Source organism: Providencia sp. PROV210 (genome assembly GCF_028479445.1).
Classification (GTDB): Bacteria; Pseudomonadota; Gammaproteobacteria; order Enterobacterales; family Enterobacteriaceae; genus Providencia; species Providencia rustigianii.
In genome coordinates, this window is sequence record NZ_JAMPNQ010000005.1 from 1 (window position 1) to 21,380 (window position 21,380).

Genomic DNA, 21,380 nt, shown 5'->3' on the forward strand with positions numbered 1-21,380 from the left:
CATATTGCACGTTGAGTGTAGGTGAGAAGCTGCGTTCAGGTTCGAGCCGAGCGAAGCGAGACAGCGTTGCGCTTGCTGCAACGACCCGAAGGACTTAAATCCTGCACGACCCATCATCTTAAAAATTTCTTCACATAAAATTCCATTAGTCTCCTCCTGAACATCCACGGTTTCGAACTCAGTCAAAGAACAATGAACACCAATAACCATTTTCAATTCTAAAAAAACAAAAAACAGCATTCCCTTGCTAGTTCTGCATTATTTATTTCATCTTTTCGGCTATTAGCCCGTTATCCTTTAATATCCCGATAACAATGTCCTGCATTTTTAAGCCCACAGATTGCTTCTCTTGATAGTTGAATAGACTCATAGACTCAGCGCTAACCTCGAGAAAGCTTGCCATCAAGCAATGCAGGGATAAAGCGGCCTTATGTGCAGTTCCACAGTCAAAAATTATTTCTGTTGCTTTGATAAAGCGCTCCGGCATCCATTGTTGGTAGTGCTTGCCGTTGTACCAAACATCTTTAAATTCATTGGAATGTGATGCATTCAACTCAAGCAAACTGAGAAAAAATTGTTTCATATCCGTGCTTCTTGACCAAGCACTCCATAATTCATTTCGGGTCAGTGCGATAGCCACCTGATGGGCTTCAAACCAAAAATCAGTGACTAGCTCATCAAATTGACTTTGTCTTAATAATGGGGGCTGTAGAACACGGATATTGGCGGCTTCAGGTAGCTGGTCAGTTAACCCTGTTTTATCCAACAAAACAGTAAAGCCTCGGGTATAAATCGTATCTAATCCTTGTTGCATTTTTTTGAGCCTTATAGGCTCTGCAAACGTAAAATCAACTTTACGCCCTTCCTCGTAGATGACTAAACACGTGGGAAATTCTGGTTCATTTTCTCCACCATTTTGCAAATGCAAGGCAATAAGCGGATTGGCAATTAGGCTAACCCAATTTTTGTCGTTAAAAAGGTCGGTTACGCCATGGCCGATAAGTTCGATATCAATGTCTGAATAAGCATCAATATCCTTTTCTCTCCCACGAGAGCCAGTCAGTACAACTGCTTCGATTCTCGGTTCGAGTAATGAAATAGATATTATTTTATTTAATAAAGTTGCAGGTGATTCCATAACTAACCTATTGAAATTAACAGGAGTGGCTAAGATACCGATAAATGGGTAGAAAAGCGAAAGACAAATCAGAAAAACTGTCGATGAAATTTAAGGTAGAGGATATATGGGATTTTGATCGAGAAAAGGTTGGAGACTTCTTAGGCGAACTGGAGTATCGTGTTTAGTATATAAAACAAAAATATGACAATTTAGGGGTTTTATGAAAAATTTCAGCTATAAAACCACTTTCTACTAAACAGAGGCAATCAATGAGCGTGTTTATCGATTTTGACCAGGCCGTTTATCCGTTTCCACCAAAACCAGCGTCCTTAGATGCAGATCAAAAAGCATTTTATCGCGAGCGAATCAAAGCGTTACTTGTTGAAAAAAATGCAGTCATTGTCGCGCACTATTATACCGATCCTGAAATTCAAGCCTTAGCGGAAGAAACTGGGGGATGTGTCGCTGATTCGTTAGAAATGGCTCGATTTGGTGCTCGTCATCACGCCTCAACCTTATTAGTTGCTGGGGTGAGATTTATGGGGGAAACAGCCAAAATCCTCAGCCCAGAAAAAAATGTCTTAATGCCAACGTTGGATGCCCAATGTTCATTAGACATTGGTTGCCCAGACGAAGAATTTGCTCGTTTTTGTGATGCTCATCCTGACCGTACCGTGGTGGTCTATGCCAATACGTCTGCGGCCGTTAAAGCTCGAGCCGATTGGGTCGTTACATCCAGTATTGCGGTTGAGCTGATTGAGCACCTTGATAGCCTAGGTGAGAAAATTATTTGGGCACCCGATAAGCATTTAGGTCGTTATGTTCAGCAACAAACTGGGGCGGATATTCTGTGTTGGCAGGGGGCTTGCATTGTTCACGACGAATTCAAAACTCAGTCATTAGAAAAAATGAAAGCCATGTACCCTGACGCGGCGGTATTGGTTCATCCAGAATCTCCGCAGGCGATAGTGGATTTAGCGGATGCCGTCGGCTCAACCAGTCAACTGATTAAAGCCGCACAAAATTTACCGAATCCATCAATGATTGTTGCAACAGATAAAGGGATTTTTTATAAGATGCAGCAAGCCTGTCCTGATAAGGCTCTCTATATCGCACCAACGGCGGGAGAAGGCGCAACGTGCCGGACATGTGCTCATTGCCCTTGGATGGCAATGAATGGCTTACAAGCGATTGCAGCGGCTCTAGAAGGAGATGATGTCACGCACCAAATTCATGTCAGTGAGCAGTTACGTGAAAAAGCCATGCAGCCATTGAATAAAATGCTAAAGTTTGCTGAAAGTCTAAAATAACAGTTGTGATTTGACGGTTTAATTTAAATTCAGAATCGTCTGTGATATTGATGAGCAATGCTATTTTAACCATTAATGATAAATAGGATGTTGAGATGGAGTTCTTTAGCACCGCCAATACATTAGTTCAGATTCCAGTATGGGGAAGTGTTTACGATTTGTCGTATATTGAGGCAGTAGGCACTATTGCCGGCTTACTGTGCATTTTATTAGCGAGTTTTGAAAAAACGATTAATTACCTATTTGGTCTAATCAACGTCACTCTATTTGCGGTGATTTTTTTCCAAATTCAATTATACGCAAACCTGCTTTTACAACTCTTTTTCTTTGGTGCCAATATTTATGGCTGGTATGCTTGGAGCCGAATGTCCAGCTCTCAAGAGGCAGAATTAAAAATTCGTTGGCTAAGTTTACCAAGCGCATTAACCACATTAATTATTTCTGTCCTCGCGATTATTGTTCTGACGTTTAATATTGATGCTGTCTTTGGTGTATTAGCCAACTGGGCTGTGGCGGTATTAAATCTGTTTGGTGCTAATTTAGTGATGCCAGTGCTTGAACCCGATGCTTTCCCGTTCTGGGACTCGACGATGACCGTATTGTCGGTTGTGGCAATGATCCTAATGACTCGCAAATATGTGGAAAATTGGCTGTTATGGGTAGTAATTAATGTCATTAGCATTGTGGTTTTCTTTATCCAAGGTGTTTACGCCATGTCGTTGGAATACCTACTGCTACTCGGTATTGCTCTAAATGGTTCTCGTCTATGGATGAAATCTGCGAAAGAAAATGGCTCTGAGCCAATGTCTCGTGGCTAGATAAGAAAAAATACAAAAAAAACGGCTAAAGTAACATCCTCGTTGTTTAGCCGTTTCTATATGTTTTTACGCTATAAAACTCATCTAAAATCTAGTAATTGTGCTAGATATCAGTATTTGACCTCATTTTATAATCAAACCACAATTTAATGATGATTTTCTGGTCTGTTTGGTTGTTTACAGATGCTCGGGGAACGGTTAGATTAAAAATTCGATACCTGTCGCATTTCAAGTTATTTGTTAGCTATTGAGATTTAAAAGGTATGTAACTCAACTTCAGTAAAAAATAATAAACAGTGGATATACCGGTATGAACTATCAGAACGATGACGTCAGAATAAAACAGATAAAAGAATTATTACCTCCTATTGCTCTGCTTGAAAAATTTCCAGCAACCGATAAAGCTGCGTTTACCGTTCATGAAGCTCGCCACGCTATTCATAATATCCTTGTGGGAAAAGATGACCGTCTTGTTGTTGTCATTGGCCCTTGCTCGATTCATGATACAAAAGCCGCGTTGGAATATGCTCAGCGTTTGAATGAATTACGTGCTGAGTTAAAAGATACCCTTGAAATTGTTATGCGTGTCTATTTTGAAAAACCGCGTACAACAGTAGGTTGGAAAGGGTTAATTAATGATCCTCATATGGATCATAGTTTCAATATCAATGATGGTTTACGAATTGCCCGTGAGTTGCTCTTAACGATCAATGACCAAGGTTTACCGACTGCTGGAGAATTCCTCGATGTCATCAGCCCGCAATATGTGGCAGATTTGATGAGCTGGGGAGCTATTGGTGCGCGTACGACGGAATCACAAATTCACCGTGAATTAGCGTCTGGCTTATCATGTCCAGTTGGCTTTAAAAATGGGACTGATGGCACCATTAAAATTGCGATAGATGCGATTAATTCGGCACGTTCGGCACACTGTTTCTTATCAGTGACGAAATGGGGGCATTCTGCAATTGTGAATACCAGCGGAAACCCAGATTGCCACATTATCTTACGTGGTGGTAAAGAGCCAAACTATAGCGCTAAACACGTTAAAGAAGTGCGTGAAGGTTTGGAAAAAGCCGGTTTAGTGCCAAGTATTATGATTGATTTTAGCCACGCCAACAGCTGTAAGAAATTTGAAAAACAGATGGAAGTCGCTACGGATGTTAGCGCTCAAATCAGTCAAGGTGACCGTTCAATCACGGGTGTGATGATTGAAAGTCATTTAGTTGAAGGGAACCAAGATTTAGAATCTAGTGAGCCTTTAGTTTATGGTAAAAGCGTCACGGATGCGTGTATTGGCTGGGATGATACAGAAAAAGTATTACGCCAGCTGTCAGATGCGGTAATTGCCCGTCGTAATAAATAAACTAAAATTTAAAGAAAAAAGCCAGTTCGCTATTTTAGGAACTGGCTTTTGTTTGCTTATTTTTTAATTCGGCTGAGTAATTTTTCTATATTAGCCTGATCGTCTGCGGTTGTACTGATTGGGGTGGCAGACAATGGAATTTCTGATTCTTCAACTTTAGCAGTGAAAAATAGTTTCCCTTTCTCTGTTTTTAGATAGGTCACATCCTTGAGTGGGATACGGTAGCAAAAGGCGAAGATATTAGGGCGAATATAAAAATGGTCACCTTTAACCGCTAAATAGGTGGTGGTACAGGCTTTTTTACCGAAATAACCTAAAAAGGCTGCCAGTACAAATAAGAACATTCCCATACTTTGGCTCAATACAATCAATGCAATACCCAAAATAGCCAGAGGGATCACGGTCATCGTATTACGGCGTTTATCCATGGTTAGGCGAATATCAAAATCTACGTTAATGGTCGTATCGAATGGTGTTAGTTGATGGTAGCGCCAGCGTATAGCGGAGAAAATCATTCCCATTACAAATACAATAGTAATTGGCATTAATGCAACGCTGCTGATGATAGCGATAATAATCGCCAGTGTAGGCTTATAGTTGAGTACCATCATGCTGACGATTTGGACTGGAAAACTCACACAGGCAATGATCATCAGAGTCTTCATTAATTCTGGATTAGAACTCCCAGCTGGTCCTTCAAGTGTCATTTCACCCGTTTGTAGCATATACAGCAACGCACCTAAAATACTGGCGCTGAGGATCAACCCCACCCAGACATAAAGATTAAATTTATTCATTATCTTGTTTTATAAACCTTTCAGTTAGTTTTCCCTATGATAGTCGGTTATGGGCTATTCCGACACTCAACGCGGCATCATTTTATAATGAAAGTGAATGAAGAAGGAATTAATGACAATAAAAAAGGGCTAAGCCATCAGCTCAACCCTTAATGTAATTTGCTAGGTATCAAAAAAGTAAGTGATTACTTTGCTTTACCTTGGTTAGCAACTGCTGCTTGTTTAGCGGCGATTTCGTCTTGATTACCCAAATAGTAGCGTTTGATTGGTTTCATGTTTTCATCAAACTCATAAACCAGTGGCACTGCTGTAGGGATATTCAGGTTCAGAATTTCTTCTTCACCCATGTTATCTAAGTACTTAACTAACGCACGCAGTGAGTTACCGTGAGCGGCGATAATGACTTTCTCACCGCTAGCTACGCGAGGCTTGATCACTTCTTCCCAGTAAGGAACAACACGGTCAATCGTTGTTGCCAGGCTTTCAGTAACAGGTAGCTCAGACGGTTTTAAGTTCGCATAACGTGGGTCGTGACCAGGATAGCGTTCGTCATCTTTAGTCAGGTCTGGAGGCGTGATAGCAAAACCACGACGCCATAATTTAACTTGCTCATCACCATATTTTGCTGCGGTTTCTGATTTGTCCAGACCTTGCAGAGCACCGTAGTGACGTTCGTTCAGTTTCCAGCTTTTTTCTACTGGCAACCATTGCTGTTCAACTTGATCAAGAATGTTCCATAAGGTGTGGATAGCACGTTTCAGAACAGAGGTGTAAGCGAAATCAAAAACAAAGCCTTCATCTTTTAGCAGTTGGCCTGCATTTTTCGCTTCTTCGCGACCTTTTTCTGACAGTTCTACATCAGTCCAACCGGTAAAGCGGTTTTCTTTGTTCCACTCACTCTCACCGTGTCTTACTAAAACCAGTTTAGTTACAGCCATAGCTAAAACTCCTATCAGTACATTCAAATTAGAAATGAATTATTGCTGACCTACATTATAGGGATAGTCGTCCCGAACGCTAGTGACAACTTGCGTTTTATCAATGCCAAACTAAAAAAATCAACAACATCGAGATCTTAGCAATAAATATTTAACTTAAGATGGGATGAAACGATTTAGTTTATTGGACGATTTTCAGCTTGCTTCACTTGCTTAGTAAATCATAGGTATGGACTAGATTTAACCTCAAGTGAATCGATACAGCAAGAGAAAAATTCAATAATAATATGCGTTGGATTAAGTAATACAAAGATTCAATCAATTAATGCGAAAATGGCTAGTAAGTAAATACTCACCAGCCATTGGATGGCTATTCTGGCTCAACGATTTCGATGTCATAACGGTATTTATCACCATCAGGAACAAATTTTAATCGATGGGTAATACAGGAAGGAGCATCTTCTTGGTGATGAGAAACAAACAGTAATTGGGTATTACCGCGACTAAGCATAATATCAATAAAGCGGAGTACTAACAGGCGGTTGAGCCCATCAAGCCCTTGCAGAGGTTCATCAAGAATCAACATGGCAGGGTGTTTAACTAATGCTCGGGCAATCAATATTAACCGTTGTTGACCCCATGAAAGGCTATGAAAAGGTTGTTGAGCGGTTTGAGGAGCGAAGCCAAGTAGTGCCAACCACTCATAGGCTAATTGAACTTGGCGATCTGATGGGGTTTGGTATAACCCGATTGAGTCATGGAAGCCTGAGATAATCACATTGAGTACGCTAGTGGCAACGCGATATTCCTGATGAATACTGTTGCTGACGTAACCAATATGACGCTTAATATCCCAAATGGTTTCGCCACTGCCTCGACGGCATCCAAATAGTGTGAGGTCATTACTATAACCTTGAGGGTGATCCCCTGTAATCAGGCTTAGTAATGTGGACTTACCTGCACCATTTTCACCAATAATTTGCCAATGTTGATGAGGGTCAACTTGCCAATTCAACCCATGTAAAATGGGTTTATCATTGTAGCTCACAATTCCATTTTTTAAGATGATACGCGGAGTCTCAGGATCTAAACTCTCATCCGTAGTTGGGTCTTCTTGTTCGGGTATTGTCAGCTGTTTTATTTTTTCACTGTGTTGTAGCTGACTAATTAGAGTGTCAGCAAGTACTGACTTTCTATCACCGGAAAGCGTGAGTTTACAGTCGGCGACGATGCCAATATTTGTGACAAACTCAGGGATTAAATCAAAACGATTTAAGACCAGCACCAAAGTGAGCCCTTGCTCATGTAAATCAAGTAATAGCTCACTTAAACTGTTGCGAGAGTATACGTCCAACCCATCAAAGGGTTCATCGAGAATTAATAAATCCGGATTTCCCATTAATGTTTGGCACAATAAAACTTTACGGGTTTCCCCTGTCGAAAGATATTTGAAGCGACGAGAAAGCAGATCACTGATACCGAATTTAGCAGCCAGCGCTAAACAATATTCATTGTCTTTATGGTGGAGTTGTATGATTTCGGCGGCACTATATCCAGTGTCTTCTTCATCGTCACTGAGCAAATCGGTATTATTACGCTGCCACTCCTCGGCGATTATTTTTTGTAGCTGCTCAAAGGAGAGGCGAACAGGGGACTTAAAACTGTTTTGGTTTATGCCAGAAAGTCGCTGTAATTCACCGGAAAAAACACGTGCTAGTGATGATTTGCCGCTTCCATTTGCGCCAATAAATGCCCAGCTATCACCAGAATGAATTTCAAGTTGTTGAATATCCAGTGTGTGTGTATCACTAAGCTTAAAGCACCCATTTTGTATTATTATTGAGCCCATCTAGCATCCTTATCATTGACCATGTCTTGTACCACAGATAATCAGGTTCGCAGACAAAGTCAATAAGTAGGCGTTAGGATAAGCTAAAAAAAACCGCAGGGTTATTTGCCGTAAATAAAATAAATAACTAAAAATTTAGCAAAGGGTAGCGATAATTACTTGCTCGGCATTGAATAGCGCTGTAATTGAGTCGCCAATCGCCAATTTTAACGTATCAACTTCTTGATTCGTTAAGGTCGAGCACAGGGTTTCACCACCCGCTAAAGTGACTAAAATTTCACTATTTTCAGAACCACGTTCTAAGGTAGAAACAGTTCCCGCGAGTTGATTATCGTAGTGGCTTTGATTGGGTTGTTTGGTCAGTTTTACCCATGGTGCTTTAATTAGTGCGAGCACCTCTTTGCCTTCGATTAAGCTAAGACGATTAGCACTGGATTCCGTGAGGGCTGCATTAATCACGGTTTTCTGATCGGCTAATTTTACTTGAACGTGTTGTAAAACTTGGTTGTGATCCCGGGCAATCAGCGTACCGAAAAACTGATTACGGGCACTCGTTTGTAGTGAAAATCGTGAGATAGCAGCGAGTAAGCTGTCAAGAGGGAGGCTATCTTCTTTGAGGACATCGAATGCTTTTTGCTGAATTTGTCCTAGTAAATCATATAGCTGGATTAATCTTTCCCCATAATGAGTTAATGTCGTTCCGCCACCACCTTTGCCTCCAGTGGCTCTATCAACTAAAATGTCATCGGTGAGTTGGTTCATTTCGTTGATCGCATCCCAAGCACTTTTATAGCTAATACCTGCTAACTTAGCGCCTTGGCTAATTGACCCTGTCGCTTTTATCTGTTTGAGAAGCGCGATGCGGCGAGGATCGGCAAATAAACTTCCTTGTAATTTTAATGTGAGTAGAATTTCAGCCTGCATAGCTCTCTCCCCTAGGTTTTTGGCGGTATAGATAAAAAGCACGTTTAGTATGTCGCTAGTATAATAATTTGTCTAAAATAGTATGCAATATAATGCTATTGTGCGTTATTATTTTAGTTATAGTTGATTTTTCCTCGTCAGCGTATCAGAAGGCTGGTGAGCACAGTATCACTGAAGAGGTTTTAATGTTAGAACTCATAAAAAGTTTGGGCTTTGCTCTTTTAATGGTTCCAGTTGTGATGGCGCTGATCATGGGGCTTATCTATGGTTTAGGGGCTTTCTTTAACTTGCTGTCTAAAGCTCACGTACCGCACCATCATCACAATGAAAACAAATAGTCACCTGTAGACCATTTAGTTTTCTCGCTAATTATTGCCCTCTGGCTACTCGATAGTTGGGGGGCAAGTCATTTTTACTCGGTGAAATAGTTAGTTTTGTGATTTTTTACTATCTTTCATCACTCAACAGTAAATAACGTTATTTCTATTGAATTGTCTTAATTAACTCTATTTGCTGAACAATCACCATGACCATTCTAAATTCTTAGTGTTATAATTTTGATATTATTATTTTTATAAATATTTAAACACCAAATGTTATTCAAAGGATGGTTTATGATGATATTTCGTATTTTAATCGTATTTCAATTGTTAATAATGTCTTTTAGTAATACAGCCACGGCATCAACGCTGATAAAATCATTATCAAATTGTAATGCTGAGTTTTTTAAAGATGCCAGTCAAAATAATCAAATAAAACCTATAATTAATGAGTTTTATCAACAAAAAATTATAGATGGTGAAGATTTTATAAAACCAATAAGTGTTAATGAAGGTTCATTAAAACTCGATAAATTGGTAGTGAAGTATTCAGATTTTAATAAATATAAAGACGTTGTTCCAAATGCACCAACAGGTGAATATTATTATTGGGGTTTTGAGTCTAGCCAACCACTAGATGAGGTTGCTCGCATATTATCTAAAGAAATAAAATTAGTAAAAATTGCAGATAATTCGTATGTATATAACCCTGTATATCGTAATTCTCTATCTGATAAATGGCTGAAAAATAGTTCTCCAGTAGGGGATATTGCACCTGACGAAGAATCGGCAGAAAAATTATTTATCATCGAAGAGAGTAGTGATAAAACGGTCACGCTATTTTGTTCTATACAAGGGAATTTAGAACCTCAAGATTTACGTGAAGTAGGAATCATCAAATGAAACTTAAATTGATAATATTATCTTCCATCTGTATTTCTGTGATGGGCTGTCAAAGTTCCCAAAAGCTTCAAGAGAAAAATACGCTAAAATCTTCAGAGTTACCTGCTGGATATATAAAATGGATGGAAACTAAATCGGCAACCATGTATATGGCTAAGCCAGAAACCGATTATTACCAAGGTAACACTGATTTAATTCAAATTAATGTGGTGACGTCATTAAAAGAAGAGAATGATTTAAAAGGAATTAAATTTAATTCGATAAAAGCGACACATATCTATGACTGTCGAAAAACTAATAAATATACTGAGCGACCAATAGGATTTTTCGCCAATAAATATGCAACGGGTAAGCCTACTATTCCATATCCAGACGTAAGTAGTCGCTGGGAAATTGCAGCCGAAAATAATTTCAATGCTATTTTTTGGCAAAAATTGTGTGAGTTGAAAAATGGCTCACAAAAGACATCGGATGATTTTGTGAATAACCTAAATCAGCGAGCGCCAATCAAACTTAATGATTGGTTAACGTTGATAGGTGCTCAAAAAGCAGAGGGAATTATTCATATTTCATATCGAGCAGATGACATGCCAAAAGCCGATTTTCATCGAAAATTGAATAGTGAAATCAAGGAAAAGCAGCTTAATAAGATATGCGATATATTTGAAAATGGTTTAGGTTTGAGTAAACCTAAAGCCGTTGTTTTAGAGTATTACAATGGTAATTCACTCGAGTCTACTATCGAGATTAATGACCAGAAATGCCAATCTATTGTCCAGTAGTTTTTCTTTCTGCATCTCTATGGGATAGGCGACGAAAACATTAACGTTGTCTATCCTCCTGTCGATATTATTATTGAGCGCTTGTAAATCTTCCATTTGTTGAGCTAGCACACCTTTATGCATTGTTTAACTTTAAGTTAACGCTATATCTTGATATATATAGCGGGTTAATTAATACAAGGGTGGATTAAAATGAAAAAAGGTTTGATATCACTGGTCGCTGGCGCCACATTAACGCTTTCAATGGTGGGTAACAGTTTTGCGGCTGAGAAAATTACGGTATTTGCGGCAGCTTCGTTGACCAATGCACTGAATGAAATTTCAGCACAATATAAAAAAGAGACCAATGTTGAAGTGGTTGCTTCATATGCATCATCCTCAACGTTAGCGCGCCAAATTGAGCAAGGTGCACCAGCGAATATGTTTATTTCTGCTGACCAACAGTGGATGGATTTTGCGATTGATAAAAATTTGATGGTGAACGATACGCGTTATACCTTACTGGGTAATGAACTGGTTTTGATCGCGCCAAAAGATTCTAAAATTGATAAAATCGAAATCAATAAACAAACTGATTGGAAAAAATTGCTAGATGGCGGACGGTTAGCTGTCGGTGATCCAGACCATGTCCCTGTTGGTATTTATGCTAAAGAGGCTTTAACTTATCTCGGTGCATGGGAAACAGTTAACCCATTATTGGCTCGTACTAATAATGTTCGTAGTGGTATGGCGCTGGTTGAACGCCAAGAAGCACCTTTAGGTATTGTTTACGGCTCTGATGCGGTTGCGAGCCAAAAAGTCAAAGTCGTGGGTATTTTCCCAGCAGATACCCATAAACCTGTTGAATATCCAATGGGAATTGTTAAAGATCAGGATAATAAAGCGACCCGTGATTATTATGAATACCTGAAAACCCCAGTGGCTTCAGAAGTGTTCAAACGTTACGGTTTTACTACCAAATAGCGAAGAGAATATATCGTTGCAGATGTTAAGTGCTTATGAATGGGAAGCGATTTACCTAAGTTTAAAGGTCTCTAGTGTGGCTGTGGTTTTCAGTTTACCGCTGGGGATCTTGGTCGCTTGGATATTAGTTCGTTGCCATTTTCCCGGCAAAACATTGCTCGATAGTATTATCCACTTGCCACTGGTGCTACCGCCAGTGGTTGTGGGTTATTTACTGTTGATCAGCATGGGAAAACGTGGATTTATTGGCGAATGGCTGTATGACTGGTTTGGCTTCAGCTTTACATTTAGTTGGCGCGGTGCTGCATTAGCATCTGCGGTAGTCGCTTTTCCGCTAATGGTCCGAGCCATTCGCTTGGCGCTTGAAGCGGTGGATAGAAAATTAGAGCAAGCAGCCCGTACACTTGGAGCGACGCCTTTACGCGTCTTTTTCACGATTACTATCCCATTATCCTTACCGGGTATAATTGTCGGTACTGTACTGGCATTTGCACGATCTCTTGGGGAATTTGGTGCGACAATCACGTTCGTTTCCAACATTCCAGGGGAAACCCAAACAATTCCACTCGCCATGTATACATTGATTGAGACGCCGGGAGCTGAAACTGATGCAGCGCGTCTGTGTATTATTGCAATTGTTTTAGCGTTAATTTCGTTGTTGATTTCAGAGTGGCTGACCCGTTGGGGCAAGAAGCGCTTAGGGGTAGCCTAATATGTTAGAACTGAATTTTTCTCAAAAATTGGGCGACTTACAGCTAGAAGTTAATACTCAATTACCCACAGAAAGTATTACCGCCGTATTTGGTTTGTCGGGAGCTGGAAAAACTTCATTAATCAACGTGATTGGTGGGCTCACTAAACCCAATAAAGGCCGGATTGTCCTGAATGGGCGCACACTGGTGGATATTGAAAAAGGAATTTGCCTGCCACCTGAGAAGCGCCATATTGGCTATGTTTTCCAAGATGCACGGTTATTTCCCCATTATCGAGTGAAAAGCAACTTGCGCTACGGTATGGCGCCGGAAATGAAAGAAAGATTCGATGATATTGTTGAATTGCTGGGTATCGAAAAATTACTTAACCGATTCCCGATTACGCTGTCTGGTGGTGAAAAACAGCGGGTGGCGATTGGTCGTGCGTTACTCACCGCACCTGAAATTTTGCTAATGGATGAGCCATTAGCTTCCCTCGACCTCCCTCGCAAACGTGAATTATTACCGTACTTAGAAAAGCTATCAAAAGATGTGAAGATCCCAATCCTGTATGTGAGCCACAGTTTGGACGAAATCTTACGTTTAGCGGATAAAGTCATCGTGATGGCGCAAGGTAAAGTTAAAGCGTTTGGGCCTCTCGAAGAAGTGTGGGCAAGTAGTGCGTTACGACCTTGGTTACAACAAGAAACGCTCAGTAGCGTTCTTAATGTAGAGGTACACAGTCAGCATCCAGACTATCAAATGACCGCGGTTTTGGTTGGTGGACAAAAACTGTGGATCCCCCGTGTCGATGTGGATAAAAGCAGTGAATTACGTCTGAGAATCGATGCTTCAGATGTGTCGTTAGTGCTCGAAAAACCCCTAGTAAGCAGTATTCGAAATATTATTTCCGCCGAAGTGGTGGAATGGGTTGAGGATGGTGAGCAAGTGGATGTGAAGTTAGATCTTGGTGATGAGCATTATTTGTGGGCGAGGATCACCCGTTGGGCGAGGGATGAACTTTCGATCCGCAAGGGGCGGAAGGTGTTTGCGCAGGTTAAGTCGGCATCTCTTTCTAAAACATTCTAAAGGCTCGTTGTTCTTCACACCGCAGCGTTGTTGACTTCATTAACTCACCCTAGTCACATACTTGTGTATGCTCCTAGGGATAGCTTCATTTGCGGCCTAGTCACAACACCAATGACTTAGAGCCTTACATTGAGTCGTTTTACAAAACGTATTTACGGATCACTTCGGCAATACCCGGCTCGGTATTAATGCGAGTGACAAGCTTCGCTTGCTGCTTGATTTCATCAACAGCGTTACCCATAGCAACGCCTAGTCCTGCGGTGGTTAACATACTTAAATCATTGAAATTATCGCCGAAAGCAACTACATCATTCATGCTCATACCTTGGGCTTCGACCCATTCTTTCAGGCGCTGGCCTTTGCTATTACCTTTGCGGCCTACATCTACCTGATCTTCCCACGACCATTCGCAATCTAAGTCTAATTCTGACTCAATTTCACGAACAATATCGTGCAGACGTTGATGGTCTGGCGAGGTGACGGCAAATTTCCAAATGTACTCATATTGGTTGAGCGCATGGGCGAAATCTTCGATAAATTCGAAGTTTGGACGTTGATGTTGAGGTAAAGATTGCGCCCAATTTAATGTGCGCGTCACACCTTCAGTTTTCGTGTGATACAGCATCGCATTATCAACATACATTAAGTGTTGAATATCAGAGCCACGCAGTTTATCAATCAGCAAAGCAGCGGAATCGACGGTCATTGGGTTGGATTTCAGGACTTTTTTACCTAAATAGTCATACAGGTAAGTCCCGTTACAGCAAATCGCTGGGGTATCTAAATCCAATTCCTGATAGAACGGATGGATAGCCACATGGTGGCGACCAGTCACAATAATGACTTTGACGCCTTGGCGACGGGCTTCATTCAGGACTTCTAAAGATTCAGGCAAAATTCTTTTCTGGTGATCGAGTAATGTTCCATCGAGATCGAGGGCAATAACGCGGTATGACATAAACGACTCCATATGATTTTTTCGGATTCATTTTAGAGCCTTATGATAACTGAAGTTGATTAGTGTTTATACATCAAACTGTGCGAGGCAGGATTTTAGGGGCATTTTCTATTATTCTAGGTAGAATCATTAATTCGCTAATTGCGCTCGAATTTATCATCACTCAAGGAGTCAGGATGGATCAGGTTGTTTATGTTGCCAGCCCAGAAAGCCAACAAATTCACGTATGGGCAATGAACCAAGTCGGTGAACTTTCTCTGCTACAAACCGTGAATACACCGGGACAAGTACAGCCGATGGTGGTCAGCCATGATAAAAAATATCTGTATATTGGTGTGGGACCTCACTTGAGCGTTGTGACCTATGAAATTGAAGCTCAAGGGACATTGCGTTTTAAAGCACAAACTAGCGTGCCGGGAAAACCCGTGCATCTATCGTTAGATAATAGTGGTAAATTCCTGTTCGTACCCTCGTATCATCAGCATAATTTAGCTGTTTTACCTATTGGTAATGATGGTGTTGCGGGAGCGCCGATCCAAGTGGTTGAAGGTCTACGTCATCCTCATTCTTCGCATATGGATGCACAAAATCAGCAACTTTGGATACCTTGCCTCGGTGAAGATCATATTCGCCTGTTCGATTTAGCGGATAACGGTTATTTAACCGAAGCCACCGCAGAGCAAATCACCACGGCGGCAAAAGCGGGACCTCGCCATCTCGCATTACATCCTACCGAAAATGTGATTTATTGCCTTAATGAGTTGGATTCCACCATTAATGTATATCATAAATTTACCCGCTATCGCGAAATGCAGAATGTTGCGTTATACCCTGCGGGTAACCAGAGCCAGCGTTGGGCTGCAGATATTCATATCACGCCGGATGGTCACCATTTGTATGCCAGTGAACGTTCCGAAAGTTATTTGAGCCACTATCAAGTCTCTGATAACGGTCGTGAACTGAGCTTAGTTGGGCGTTATCCAACAGAAACTCAACCACGCGGCTTTAATATTGATGGAACGGGGCGTTTTTTGATTTCTAGCGGACAAAAATCCGATCATATTTCGGTCTCTGAGATTGATCCGATTACAGGGAAATTAACCCTATTAGCTCGCTATAAAGTATCGGCTGGTTGTATGTGGGTGACGTTTAGATAGATGTATAACTGTGTCGCTGAAAGGATAACTCAGCGACATTTTCCATTACGCGGTGAGAACTTTTTCCATGGCTTGGGTGATTTTTGTGAGTTGCTCCGGTGTAATGATATACGGCGGCATCACATAAATCAGTTTACCAAATGGGCGAACCCAAACACCTTCTGCAACAAAAATCTTCTGTAATTCAGCCGTGTTAACTGGCTGCTTCATTTCTATCACACCAATGGTTCCGAGAACTCGGACATCCTGAACGCTGTCATAGCGAACTAACGGTAATAACTCTGTGATTAATTGTTGTTCGATATTTGCGACAGTTTTTTGCCATGGGCTTTCTAGGAGTAACTTCAGACTGGCATTTGCTACCGCACACGCCAGAGGGTTTCCCATAAAGGTAGGACCGTGCATAAAGCAACCCGCGTCTCCGTTACTGATGGTTTCAGCCACATGGCGGGTGGTGATGGTTGCAGAGAGCGTCATGTACCCTCCTGTTAAACCTTTTCCTAAGCACATAATATCAGGTGAAATATTAGCATGATGACAGGCAAATAATTTCCCCGTACGCCCAAAACCGGTGGCAATTTCATCGGCTATGAGAAGCAGACCATATTGGTCACATAACTCGCGTACACCTTTTAAATAGTTAGGGTGGTAAAAACGCATTCCACCTGCACCTTGAACGATCGGTTCAAGGATGATCGCTGCAACATCTTGATGATCCTCTGCCAGTTGTTGCTTCAGTGGTAATAAATCGGCGTCATCCCATTCATCATGAAAACCACATTGAGGGGCATCCACAAAAATATGCGGTGGTAAATAGCCTTTATACAGCCCGTGCATGGAGTTATCAGGATCACAAACCGCCATCGCCCCAAAAGTATCTCCGTGATACCCGTGACGTAGCGTCAAAATACGCTGACGTTTCTCTCCACGAGCTTGCCAATATTGCAGAGCCATCTTGAGAGCAACTTCGACAGCAACGGAACCTGAATCAGCTAAAAATACACACTCAAGGGGTTCTGGTGTGATGGCTACCAATTGTTTGCAGAGTGCGATTGCGGGTGGATGGGTGATACCACCAAACATCACATGGGACATTTTTCCCAGTTGTTCCGTTACTGCTTGGTTAAGTACTGGATGGTTATAGCCATGGAGAGTTGCCCACCAAGAAGACATTCCATCAACTAGCCTTTTTCCATCTGCCATGATTAGCTCTACGCCTTCGGCGGCAACGATAGGATAGGCGGGGATAGGGTGGCTCATCGAGGTGTAAGGATGCCAAATATGCTTGGCATCAAAAGCAATGTCGGAACTGTCCATATAAATCACTCGTCAACTTTTTTAGATCAATTTAGTTGACATGATAATCTCAATATTTAAACTGGCAACAACTTTTTCAACTGGAGTATTTCCGTGAGCCAATTAAAACAGTGGACAATAAAACAAGCTAATGAACTGTTTTCAATGCCTTTTTTTGAACTATTATTTCAAGCGCAGCAAGTACATCGCCAGCATTTTGATCCGCAACAAGTTCAAGTGAGCACATTGCTGTCGATTAAAACTGGTGCATGCCCCGAAGATTGTAAATATTGCGCCCAAAGTGCGCGCTATAAAACTGGACTAGAAACTGAGCGCCTGATGGAAGTTCAGCAAGTTCTTGAATCAGCGAAAAAAGCTAAGCATGCAGGCTCAACTCGCTTTTGTATGGGAGCCGCATGGCGTAACCCGAAAGAGCGCGATATGCCTTACCTTGAAATGATGGTGAAAGAGGTCAAAGCCCTCGGAATGGAAACTTGCATGACCCTCGGAATGATTGATGATTCTCAGGCAAGTCGTTTAGCGGAGGCTGGGCTGGATTACTATAACCATAACCTTGATACCTCCCCTGAATATTATGGAAATATTATTACGACACGCACTTATCAAGATCGTTTAGATACGTTGAATAATGTGCGTAGTGCGGGGATCAAAGTTTGTTCCGGAGGAATTTTAGGATTGGGTGAGAAAGTCAGTGACCGTGCGGCATTGCTCGTCCAGCTGGCGAATTTACCTAAACCACCAGAAAGCGTGCCTATTAATATGCTGATGAAAGTAGAAGGAACGCCAATGGCGGACAACGAAGATGTTGATCCATTTGATTTTATTCGCACTATTGCAGTTGCACGCATCATGATGCCTACCTCCTATGTGCGTTTATCTGCGGGCCGTGAGCACATGAATGAGCAAACTCAAGCGCTATGTTTTATGGCGGGTGCTAACTCGGTATTCTATGGTTGTAAGCTGCTTACCACACCAAATCCAGATGAAAACAAAGATATTGCCTTGTTCCGAAAATTAAATATTAACCCTGAGCGTATTGAAACTGATGAAGGGGATAATTTGCAAGCCGCAAATCTGGCAGAAGCGGTACTCACCGCGGATAACTCACAGTTTTATAATGCGGCAGTCTAATGAGCTGGCAATCCTTTATTGAAACTCAATTGGAGAAGCGTAAGCAAGCTTCTGCATGGCGAGAACGTCGCTGTATTGAGAAAAGTAATGGCAGAGAACTCACTTTTGAAGGTGAAAATTACCTTAATTTCTCTTCAAATGATTATTTAGGTCTTAGCCAGAATTCAAAGGTGATTGCCGCTTGGCAACAAGGCGCGCAAGAGTATGGTGTCGGGAGTGGTGGTTCGGGACATATTACAGGCTATACCAACGCTCACAAAGATCTTGAGCAGCAGCTCGCCGAGTGGCTTGGTTACCCTAAAGCGCTATTATTTATCTCGGGATTTGCAGCAAACCATGCACTGATCAGTGCGTTAATGACCCGCGAAGATCGCATATTGGCGGATAAATTAAGCCATGCATCACTCCTTGAAGGGGCGATGCATTCTCAAGCGCAGTTACGTCGATTTAGCCATAATAGTGTGTCATCTTTGGAAAAACTGATCAGTAAGCCATTCTCCTCTAAAACCTTGGTGATCACCGAAGGGGTGTTCAGCATGGATGGGGACAGTGCACCTCTGGATGAGCTGAATACAGTTGCTCATTCTTATGGTGCTTGGCTGATGGTGGATGATGCCCATGGAATTGGCGTGAGAGGACGGCAAGGGCGGGGTAGCTGTGATGAATATGGTATCAAGCCTGATATTTTAGTGGTGACGTTTGGCAAGGCATTCGGGGCTAGTGGTGCGGCGGTATTATGTGATGAGTCCACGGCAGATTTCTTGATTCAAGCGGCGCGTCACCTCATTTATAGCACATCAATGCCACCTGCACAGGCTGTCGCGTTATCCGCTGCCGTACAACAAATTCAGCAAGCCGATGCGGCAAGAGCACAGCTTCAGAGTAATATTCACCATTTTAGGAATAATATAGATTTACCCGATATGCAGTTGGTGGACTCCATGACGGCTATCCAGCCATTGATTGTGGGAGATAATGCAAAAAGCCTACAACTATCAAAATTTCTGCGGAATAAAGGGATTTGGGTTCAAGCAATACGCCCGCCGACAGTGCCCCCTGATAGCGCGAGATTACGGATTACGTTGAGCGCAGCCCATCATCAAGAGGATGTTGATAAATTATTGGAGGCTCTCCATGAGTTTAAGTTTGTTTCATGAGGGCAGCGCTCAAGATATTCATTGTCGTCAAAAACAAAAAAATCGACAAAAACAGAAAATAGCGTCGGCTTTTGGGCGTGCTGCGGCTCGCTATGACTCTTTGGCTAATTACCAGCAAAACACAGGATCACAATTACTACGGCTATTAGATCAGTATGCCAATCCAGCGAGTTTATCGACATGCCATCATATTTTAGATGCGGGATGTGGAACTGGTTTTTTTAGCCAAATTATGCAGCAACGTGGGGATCAGGTGACAGCACTCGATCTTTCTGTGGGCATGCTTAATGTGGCCAAAAGCAAGCAGTCTGCCAACGATTATGTGTGTGCAGACATGGATGCACTTCCTTTCGACAATGCCTCTTTTGACGGTGTATTTTCTAATTTAGCCATTCAGTGGTGCGATGACCTTCAACATGCATTGGGGGAGCTCTATCGGGTAACCAAACCGGGTGGCATGATTGGATTCACGACATTGGCGGAAAATTCGTTGGGGGAATTATCCCAAGCATGGAAAGTGCTGGATGATACACCCCATGTTAATCGTTTTTTAGCCTACCCGCAGATTACCAAAAGCTGCTTACCGTGGCGCCATCAGCTTTTTCAACAAGCGGATACGCTCTATTTTTCTAATTTGATTGAGCTTCTCAACTCGGTTAAAGGGATTGGTGCCACACATTTAACAGCGGGACGCCAATCGGGGCTGATGACTCGTCAGAGGTTGCAGCAATTGATATCGGTTTATCCTGATACCGACCAAGGGCTGCCATTAACTTATCAAACAGTGTTTGGAATTATTTATCGTGACTAAGACCTATTTTGTAACGGGAACCGATACTGAAATCGGCAAAACCATGTCGAGCTGTGCATTATTACAAGCCGCAAATTTACACGGTTTTAATACTGTGGGCTATAAACCAGTGGCATCAGGGAGTGAAATGACGCCCCAAGGTTTACGTAATAGTGATGCATTACAATTACAGGTGAATAGTCGCGTCAGTGTGCCGTATGAGCAGATCAATCCGATTATCTTTGAAGCGCCGACATCACCCCATATTGTGAGCGAGAAAATGAATCAGCCCATCCAATTTTCAGTGATGAGCGACGGGTTAAGAAATCTGCAACAGCAAGCGGATTGGGTATTAGTAGAAGGCGCTGGTGGCTGGTATACGCCATTATCTTCAGAGCAAATGTATGCCGACTGGGTGGTTGAGCATCAACTTCCCGTCATTTTAGTTGTTGGGGCTAAGCTGGGTTGTATTAATCATGCAGTATTGACGGCTCAAGCCGTGATGGCCGCAGGTTTATCTTTAGTGGGATGGATTGCCAATGAGGTCGAGCCCGCAGGAATTTATCAGCAAGAATATCTCACGGCACTAAAACGAATGATCGAAGCACCCTGCTTGGGGATCATTCCGCATATCGAAAATCATTCCTTCAATGATATTGGAAAATATCTAGACATTTCCGCACTATAAAATGAGCTAAAACTCTCTATATCATGGGGTATAGAGAGGGGGTTCTCGATTCTTTTTTCATGCGATCTTTTTTAACGTATTAGATCCTTTTTTTGTCAAGTTTCACTCTGAAAATACTACGTAGTTTCCGTAAATAAACACAAAATTCCTATTTTGTCTAAAATTGAGCGTAAAAACATTTTCATCATTTCGTCATATTTTTGAAATTTAGCCCCTTGTTAACAAATATTGCACTCATCGCGAAAGCATGGGGGTAAAGGACTTACAGAGTTATCCACTATTTCTGTGGATAACCTTGTGAATTAGCATTC

The 21,380-nt window shown here is 41.8% G+C and carries 21 protein-coding genes and 1 other RNA gene; 15 read left to right on the top strand and 7 right to left on the bottom strand.

Annotated features, from left to right (window positions below; translation table 11 throughout):
* Position 1: 1 nt before the first annotated feature.
* Positions 2-116: non-coding RNA, RtT sRNA (locus PR761_RS04170), on the top strand.
* 146 nt (positions 117-262) lie between these two features.
* On the opposite strand, the gene PR761_RS04175 is transcribed toward PR761_RS04170, so the two are convergent.
* Positions 263-1,138, bottom strand: coding sequence for an aminoglycoside 6-adenylyltransferase (locus PR761_RS04175; RefSeq protein ID WP_006812756.1), 876 nt, complete (start codon positions 1,136-1,138; stop codon positions 263-265).
* Positions 1,139-1,389: 251 nt separating this feature from the next.
* Here PR761_RS04175 and nadA point away from each other — a divergent pair, with 251 nt between their 5' ends.
* The 3 genes from nadA to aroG all read left to right on the top strand — a co-directional run bounded on the left by nadA (position 1,390) and on the right by aroG (position 4,614).
* Positions 1,390-2,430 (top strand): quinolinate synthase NadA, encoded by a 1,041-nt coding sequence (nadA, locus tag PR761_RS04180; protein WP_006812755.1) that lies wholly within the window; start codon positions 1,390-1,392, stop codon positions 2,428-2,430.
* 95 nt (positions 2,431-2,525) lie between these two features.
* The gene (pnuC, locus tag PR761_RS04185; RefSeq protein WP_006812754.1) at positions 2,526-3,248 is read left to right on the top strand and encodes a nicotinamide riboside transporter PnuC; all 723 of its coding nucleotides are present in this window, start codon (positions 2,526-2,528) and stop codon (positions 3,246-3,248) included.
* A gap of 310 nt (positions 3,249-3,558) precedes the next feature.
* Positions 3,559-4,614 carry a 3-deoxy-7-phosphoheptulonate synthase AroG gene (aroG, locus tag PR761_RS04190; RefSeq protein WP_006812753.1) on the top strand — a complete coding sequence of 352 codons (1,056 nt, stop codon included), beginning with the start codon at positions 3,559-3,561 and terminating at the stop codon, positions 4,612-4,614.
* A gap of 56 nt (positions 4,615-4,670) precedes the next feature.
* Here aroG and PR761_RS04195 read toward each other — a convergent pair whose 3' ends face one another.
* From PR761_RS04195 to modE, 4 genes are all read right to left on the bottom strand, one after another.
* Entirely contained in the window at positions 4,671-5,411 is a 741-nt protein-coding gene (locus PR761_RS04195; protein WP_154610995.1) for a hypothetical protein, read from the bottom strand.
* A 185-nt stretch (positions 5,412-5,596) separates the two neighbouring features.
* Entirely contained in the window at positions 5,597-6,349 is a 753-nt protein-coding gene (gene gpmA / locus PR761_RS04200) for a 2,3-diphosphoglycerate-dependent phosphoglycerate mutase (RefSeq protein ID WP_006812751.1), read from the bottom strand.
* Between the two features lie 370 nt (positions 6,350-6,719).
* Positions 6,720-8,198 carry a molybdate ABC transporter ATP-binding protein ModF gene (gene modF / locus PR761_RS04205; protein WP_006812750.1) on the bottom strand — a complete coding sequence of 493 codons (1,479 nt, stop codon included), beginning with the start codon at positions 8,196-8,198 and terminating at the stop codon, positions 6,720-6,722.
* Between the two features lie 135 nt (positions 8,199-8,333).
* Positions 8,334-9,122 (bottom strand): molybdenum-dependent transcriptional regulator, encoded by a 789-nt coding sequence (gene modE / locus PR761_RS04210; RefSeq protein WP_115164065.1) that lies wholly within the window; start codon positions 9,120-9,122, stop codon positions 8,334-8,336.
* Positions 9,123-9,307: 185 nt separating this feature from the next.
* Between modE and PR761_RS04215 the strand changes: the two genes are divergently transcribed.
* From PR761_RS04215 to modC, 6 genes are all read left to right on the top strand, one after another.
* A complete protein-coding gene (locus tag PR761_RS04215) occupies positions 9,308-9,460 on the top strand; it encodes an AcrZ family multidrug efflux pump-associated protein (protein ID WP_039854347.1) in 153 nt (50 codons plus the stop codon).
* A gap of 276 nt (positions 9,461-9,736) precedes the next feature.
* Positions 9,737-10,345: a hypothetical protein gene (locus tag PR761_RS04220; RefSeq protein ID WP_154610996.1), complete on the top strand. Its 609-nt coding sequence runs from the start codon at positions 9,737-9,739 to the stop codon at positions 10,343-10,345.
* A complete protein-coding gene (locus PR761_RS04225) occupies positions 10,342-11,127 on the top strand; it encodes a surface-adhesin E family protein (protein WP_006812746.1) in 786 nt (261 codons plus the stop codon). The genes PR761_RS04220 and PR761_RS04225 overlap by 4 nt, the downstream gene beginning before the upstream one ends.
* Positions 11,128-11,319: 192 nt before the next feature.
* On the top strand, positions 11,320-12,090 hold the full coding sequence (gene modA / locus PR761_RS04230; protein WP_154610997.1) for a molybdate ABC transporter substrate-binding protein: 771 nt from the start codon (positions 11,320-11,322) through the stop codon (positions 12,088-12,090).
* Between the two features lie 22 nt (positions 12,091-12,112).
* The gene (gene modB, locus PR761_RS04235; RefSeq protein ID WP_006812744.1) at positions 12,113-12,802 is read left to right on the top strand and encodes a molybdate ABC transporter permease subunit; all 690 of its coding nucleotides are present in this window, start codon (positions 12,113-12,115) and stop codon (positions 12,800-12,802) included.
* Between the two features lies 1 nt (position 12,803).
* Positions 12,804-13,871, top strand: a complete 1,068-nt coding sequence (gene modC, locus PR761_RS04240; protein ID WP_154610998.1) for a molybdenum ABC transporter ATP-binding protein ModC — start codon at positions 12,804-12,806, stop codon at positions 13,869-13,871.
* 139 nt (positions 13,872-14,010) lie between these two features.
* Here modC and PR761_RS04245 read toward each other — a convergent pair whose 3' ends face one another.
* Complete coding sequence (locus PR761_RS04245; RefSeq protein WP_115164080.1) at positions 14,011-14,829, bottom strand: pyridoxal phosphatase; 819 nt, start codon at positions 14,827-14,829, stop codon at positions 14,011-14,013.
* 176 nt (positions 14,830-15,005) lie between these two features.
* Between PR761_RS04245 and pgl the strand changes: the two genes are divergently transcribed.
* Complete coding sequence (gene pgl, locus PR761_RS04250; RefSeq protein ID WP_154610999.1) at positions 15,006-15,986, top strand: 6-phosphogluconolactonase; 981 nt, start codon at positions 15,006-15,008, stop codon at positions 15,984-15,986.
* Positions 15,987-16,031: 45 nt separating this feature from the next.
* Here the strand turns inward: pgl and bioA are convergent, their stop codons facing one another.
* Positions 16,032-17,303: an adenosylmethionine--8-amino-7-oxononanoate transaminase gene (gene bioA / locus PR761_RS04255; RefSeq protein ID WP_154611000.1), complete on the bottom strand. Its 1,272-nt coding sequence runs from the start codon at positions 17,301-17,303 to the stop codon at positions 16,032-16,034.
* 93 nt (positions 17,304-17,396) lie between these two features.
* Between bioA and bioB the strand changes: the two genes are divergently transcribed.
* The 4 genes from bioB to bioD are packed head-to-tail and all read left to right on the top strand — an operon-like array spanning position 17,397 to position 21,069.
* Positions 17,397-18,434 carry a biotin synthase BioB gene (bioB, locus tag PR761_RS04260; protein WP_006812739.1) on the top strand — a complete coding sequence of 346 codons (1,038 nt, stop codon included), beginning with the start codon at positions 17,397-17,399 and terminating at the stop codon, positions 18,432-18,434.
* Positions 18,434-19,591 carry an 8-amino-7-oxononanoate synthase gene (gene bioF / locus PR761_RS04265; RefSeq protein ID WP_154611001.1) on the top strand — a complete coding sequence of 386 codons (1,158 nt, stop codon included), beginning with the start codon at positions 18,434-18,436 and terminating at the stop codon, positions 19,589-19,591. The genes bioB and bioF overlap by 1 nt, the downstream gene beginning before the upstream one ends.
* The gene (bioC, locus tag PR761_RS04270) at positions 19,569-20,402 is read left to right on the top strand and encodes a malonyl-ACP O-methyltransferase BioC (RefSeq protein WP_006812737.1); all 834 of its coding nucleotides are present in this window, start codon (positions 19,569-19,571) and stop codon (positions 20,400-20,402) included. Before bioF ends, bioC begins: the two co-directional genes overlap by 23 nt.
* Entirely contained in the window at positions 20,395-21,069 is a 675-nt protein-coding gene (gene bioD / locus PR761_RS04275) for a dethiobiotin synthase (RefSeq protein ID WP_272519335.1), read from the top strand. The genes bioC and bioD overlap by 8 nt, the downstream gene beginning before the upstream one ends.
* Positions 21,070-21,380 lie beyond the last annotated feature (311 nt).

Bases quoted from the DNA above. Each gene is read 5' to 3' on its own strand.
- PR761_RS04175 (WP_006812756.1), bottom strand. From the start codon at position 1,138: ATGGAATCACCTGCAACTTTATTAAATAAAATAATATCTATTTCATTA.
- nadA (WP_006812755.1), top strand. From the start codon at position 1,390: ATGAGCGTGTTTATCGATTTTGACCAGGCCGTTTATCCGTTTCCACCA.
- pnuC (WP_006812754.1), top strand. From the start codon at position 2,526: ATGGAGTTCTTTAGCACCGCCAATACATTAGTTCAGATTCCAGTATGG.
- aroG (WP_006812753.1), top strand. From the start codon at position 3,559: ATGAACTATCAGAACGATGACGTCAGAATAAAACAGATAAAAGAATTA.
- PR761_RS04195 (WP_154610995.1), bottom strand. From the start codon at position 5,411: ATGAATAAATTTAATCTTTATGTCTGGGTGGGGTTGATCCTCAGCGCC.
- gpmA (WP_006812751.1), bottom strand. From the start codon at position 6,349: ATGGCTGTAACTAAACTGGTTTTAGTAAGACACGGTGAGAGTGAGTGG.
- modF (WP_006812750.1), bottom strand. From the start codon at position 8,198: ATGGGCTCAATAATAATACAAAATGGGTGCTTTAAGCTTAGTGATACA.
- modE (WP_115164065.1), bottom strand. From the start codon at position 9,122: ATGCAGGCTGAAATTCTACTCACATTAAAATTACAAGGAAGTTTATTT.
- PR761_RS04215 (WP_039854347.1), top strand. From the start codon at position 9,308: ATGTTAGAACTCATAAAAAGTTTGGGCTTTGCTCTTTTAATGGTTCCA.
- PR761_RS04220 (WP_154610996.1), top strand. From the start codon at position 9,737: ATGATGATATTTCGTATTTTAATCGTATTTCAATTGTTAATAATGTCT.
- PR761_RS04225 (WP_006812746.1), top strand. From the start codon at position 10,342: ATGAAACTTAAATTGATAATATTATCTTCCATCTGTATTTCTGTGATG.
- modA (WP_154610997.1), top strand. From the start codon at position 11,320: ATGAAAAAAGGTTTGATATCACTGGTCGCTGGCGCCACATTAACGCTT.
- modB (WP_006812744.1), top strand. From the start codon at position 12,113: ATGTTAAGTGCTTATGAATGGGAAGCGATTTACCTAAGTTTAAAGGTC.
- modC (WP_154610998.1), top strand. From the start codon at position 12,804: ATGTTAGAACTGAATTTTTCTCAAAAATTGGGCGACTTACAGCTAGAA.
- PR761_RS04245 (WP_115164080.1), bottom strand. From the start codon at position 14,829: ATGTCATACCGCGTTATTGCCCTCGATCTCGATGGAACATTACTCGAT.
- pgl (WP_154610999.1), top strand. From the start codon at position 15,006: ATGGATCAGGTTGTTTATGTTGCCAGCCCAGAAAGCCAACAAATTCAC.
- bioA (WP_154611000.1), bottom strand. From the start codon at position 17,303: ATGGACAGTTCCGACATTGCTTTTGATGCCAAGCATATTTGGCATCCT.
- bioF (WP_154611001.1), top strand. From the start codon at position 18,434: ATGAGCTGGCAATCCTTTATTGAAACTCAATTGGAGAAGCGTAAGCAA.
- bioC (WP_006812737.1), top strand. From the start codon at position 19,569: ATGAGTTTAAGTTTGTTTCATGAGGGCAGCGCTCAAGATATTCATTGT.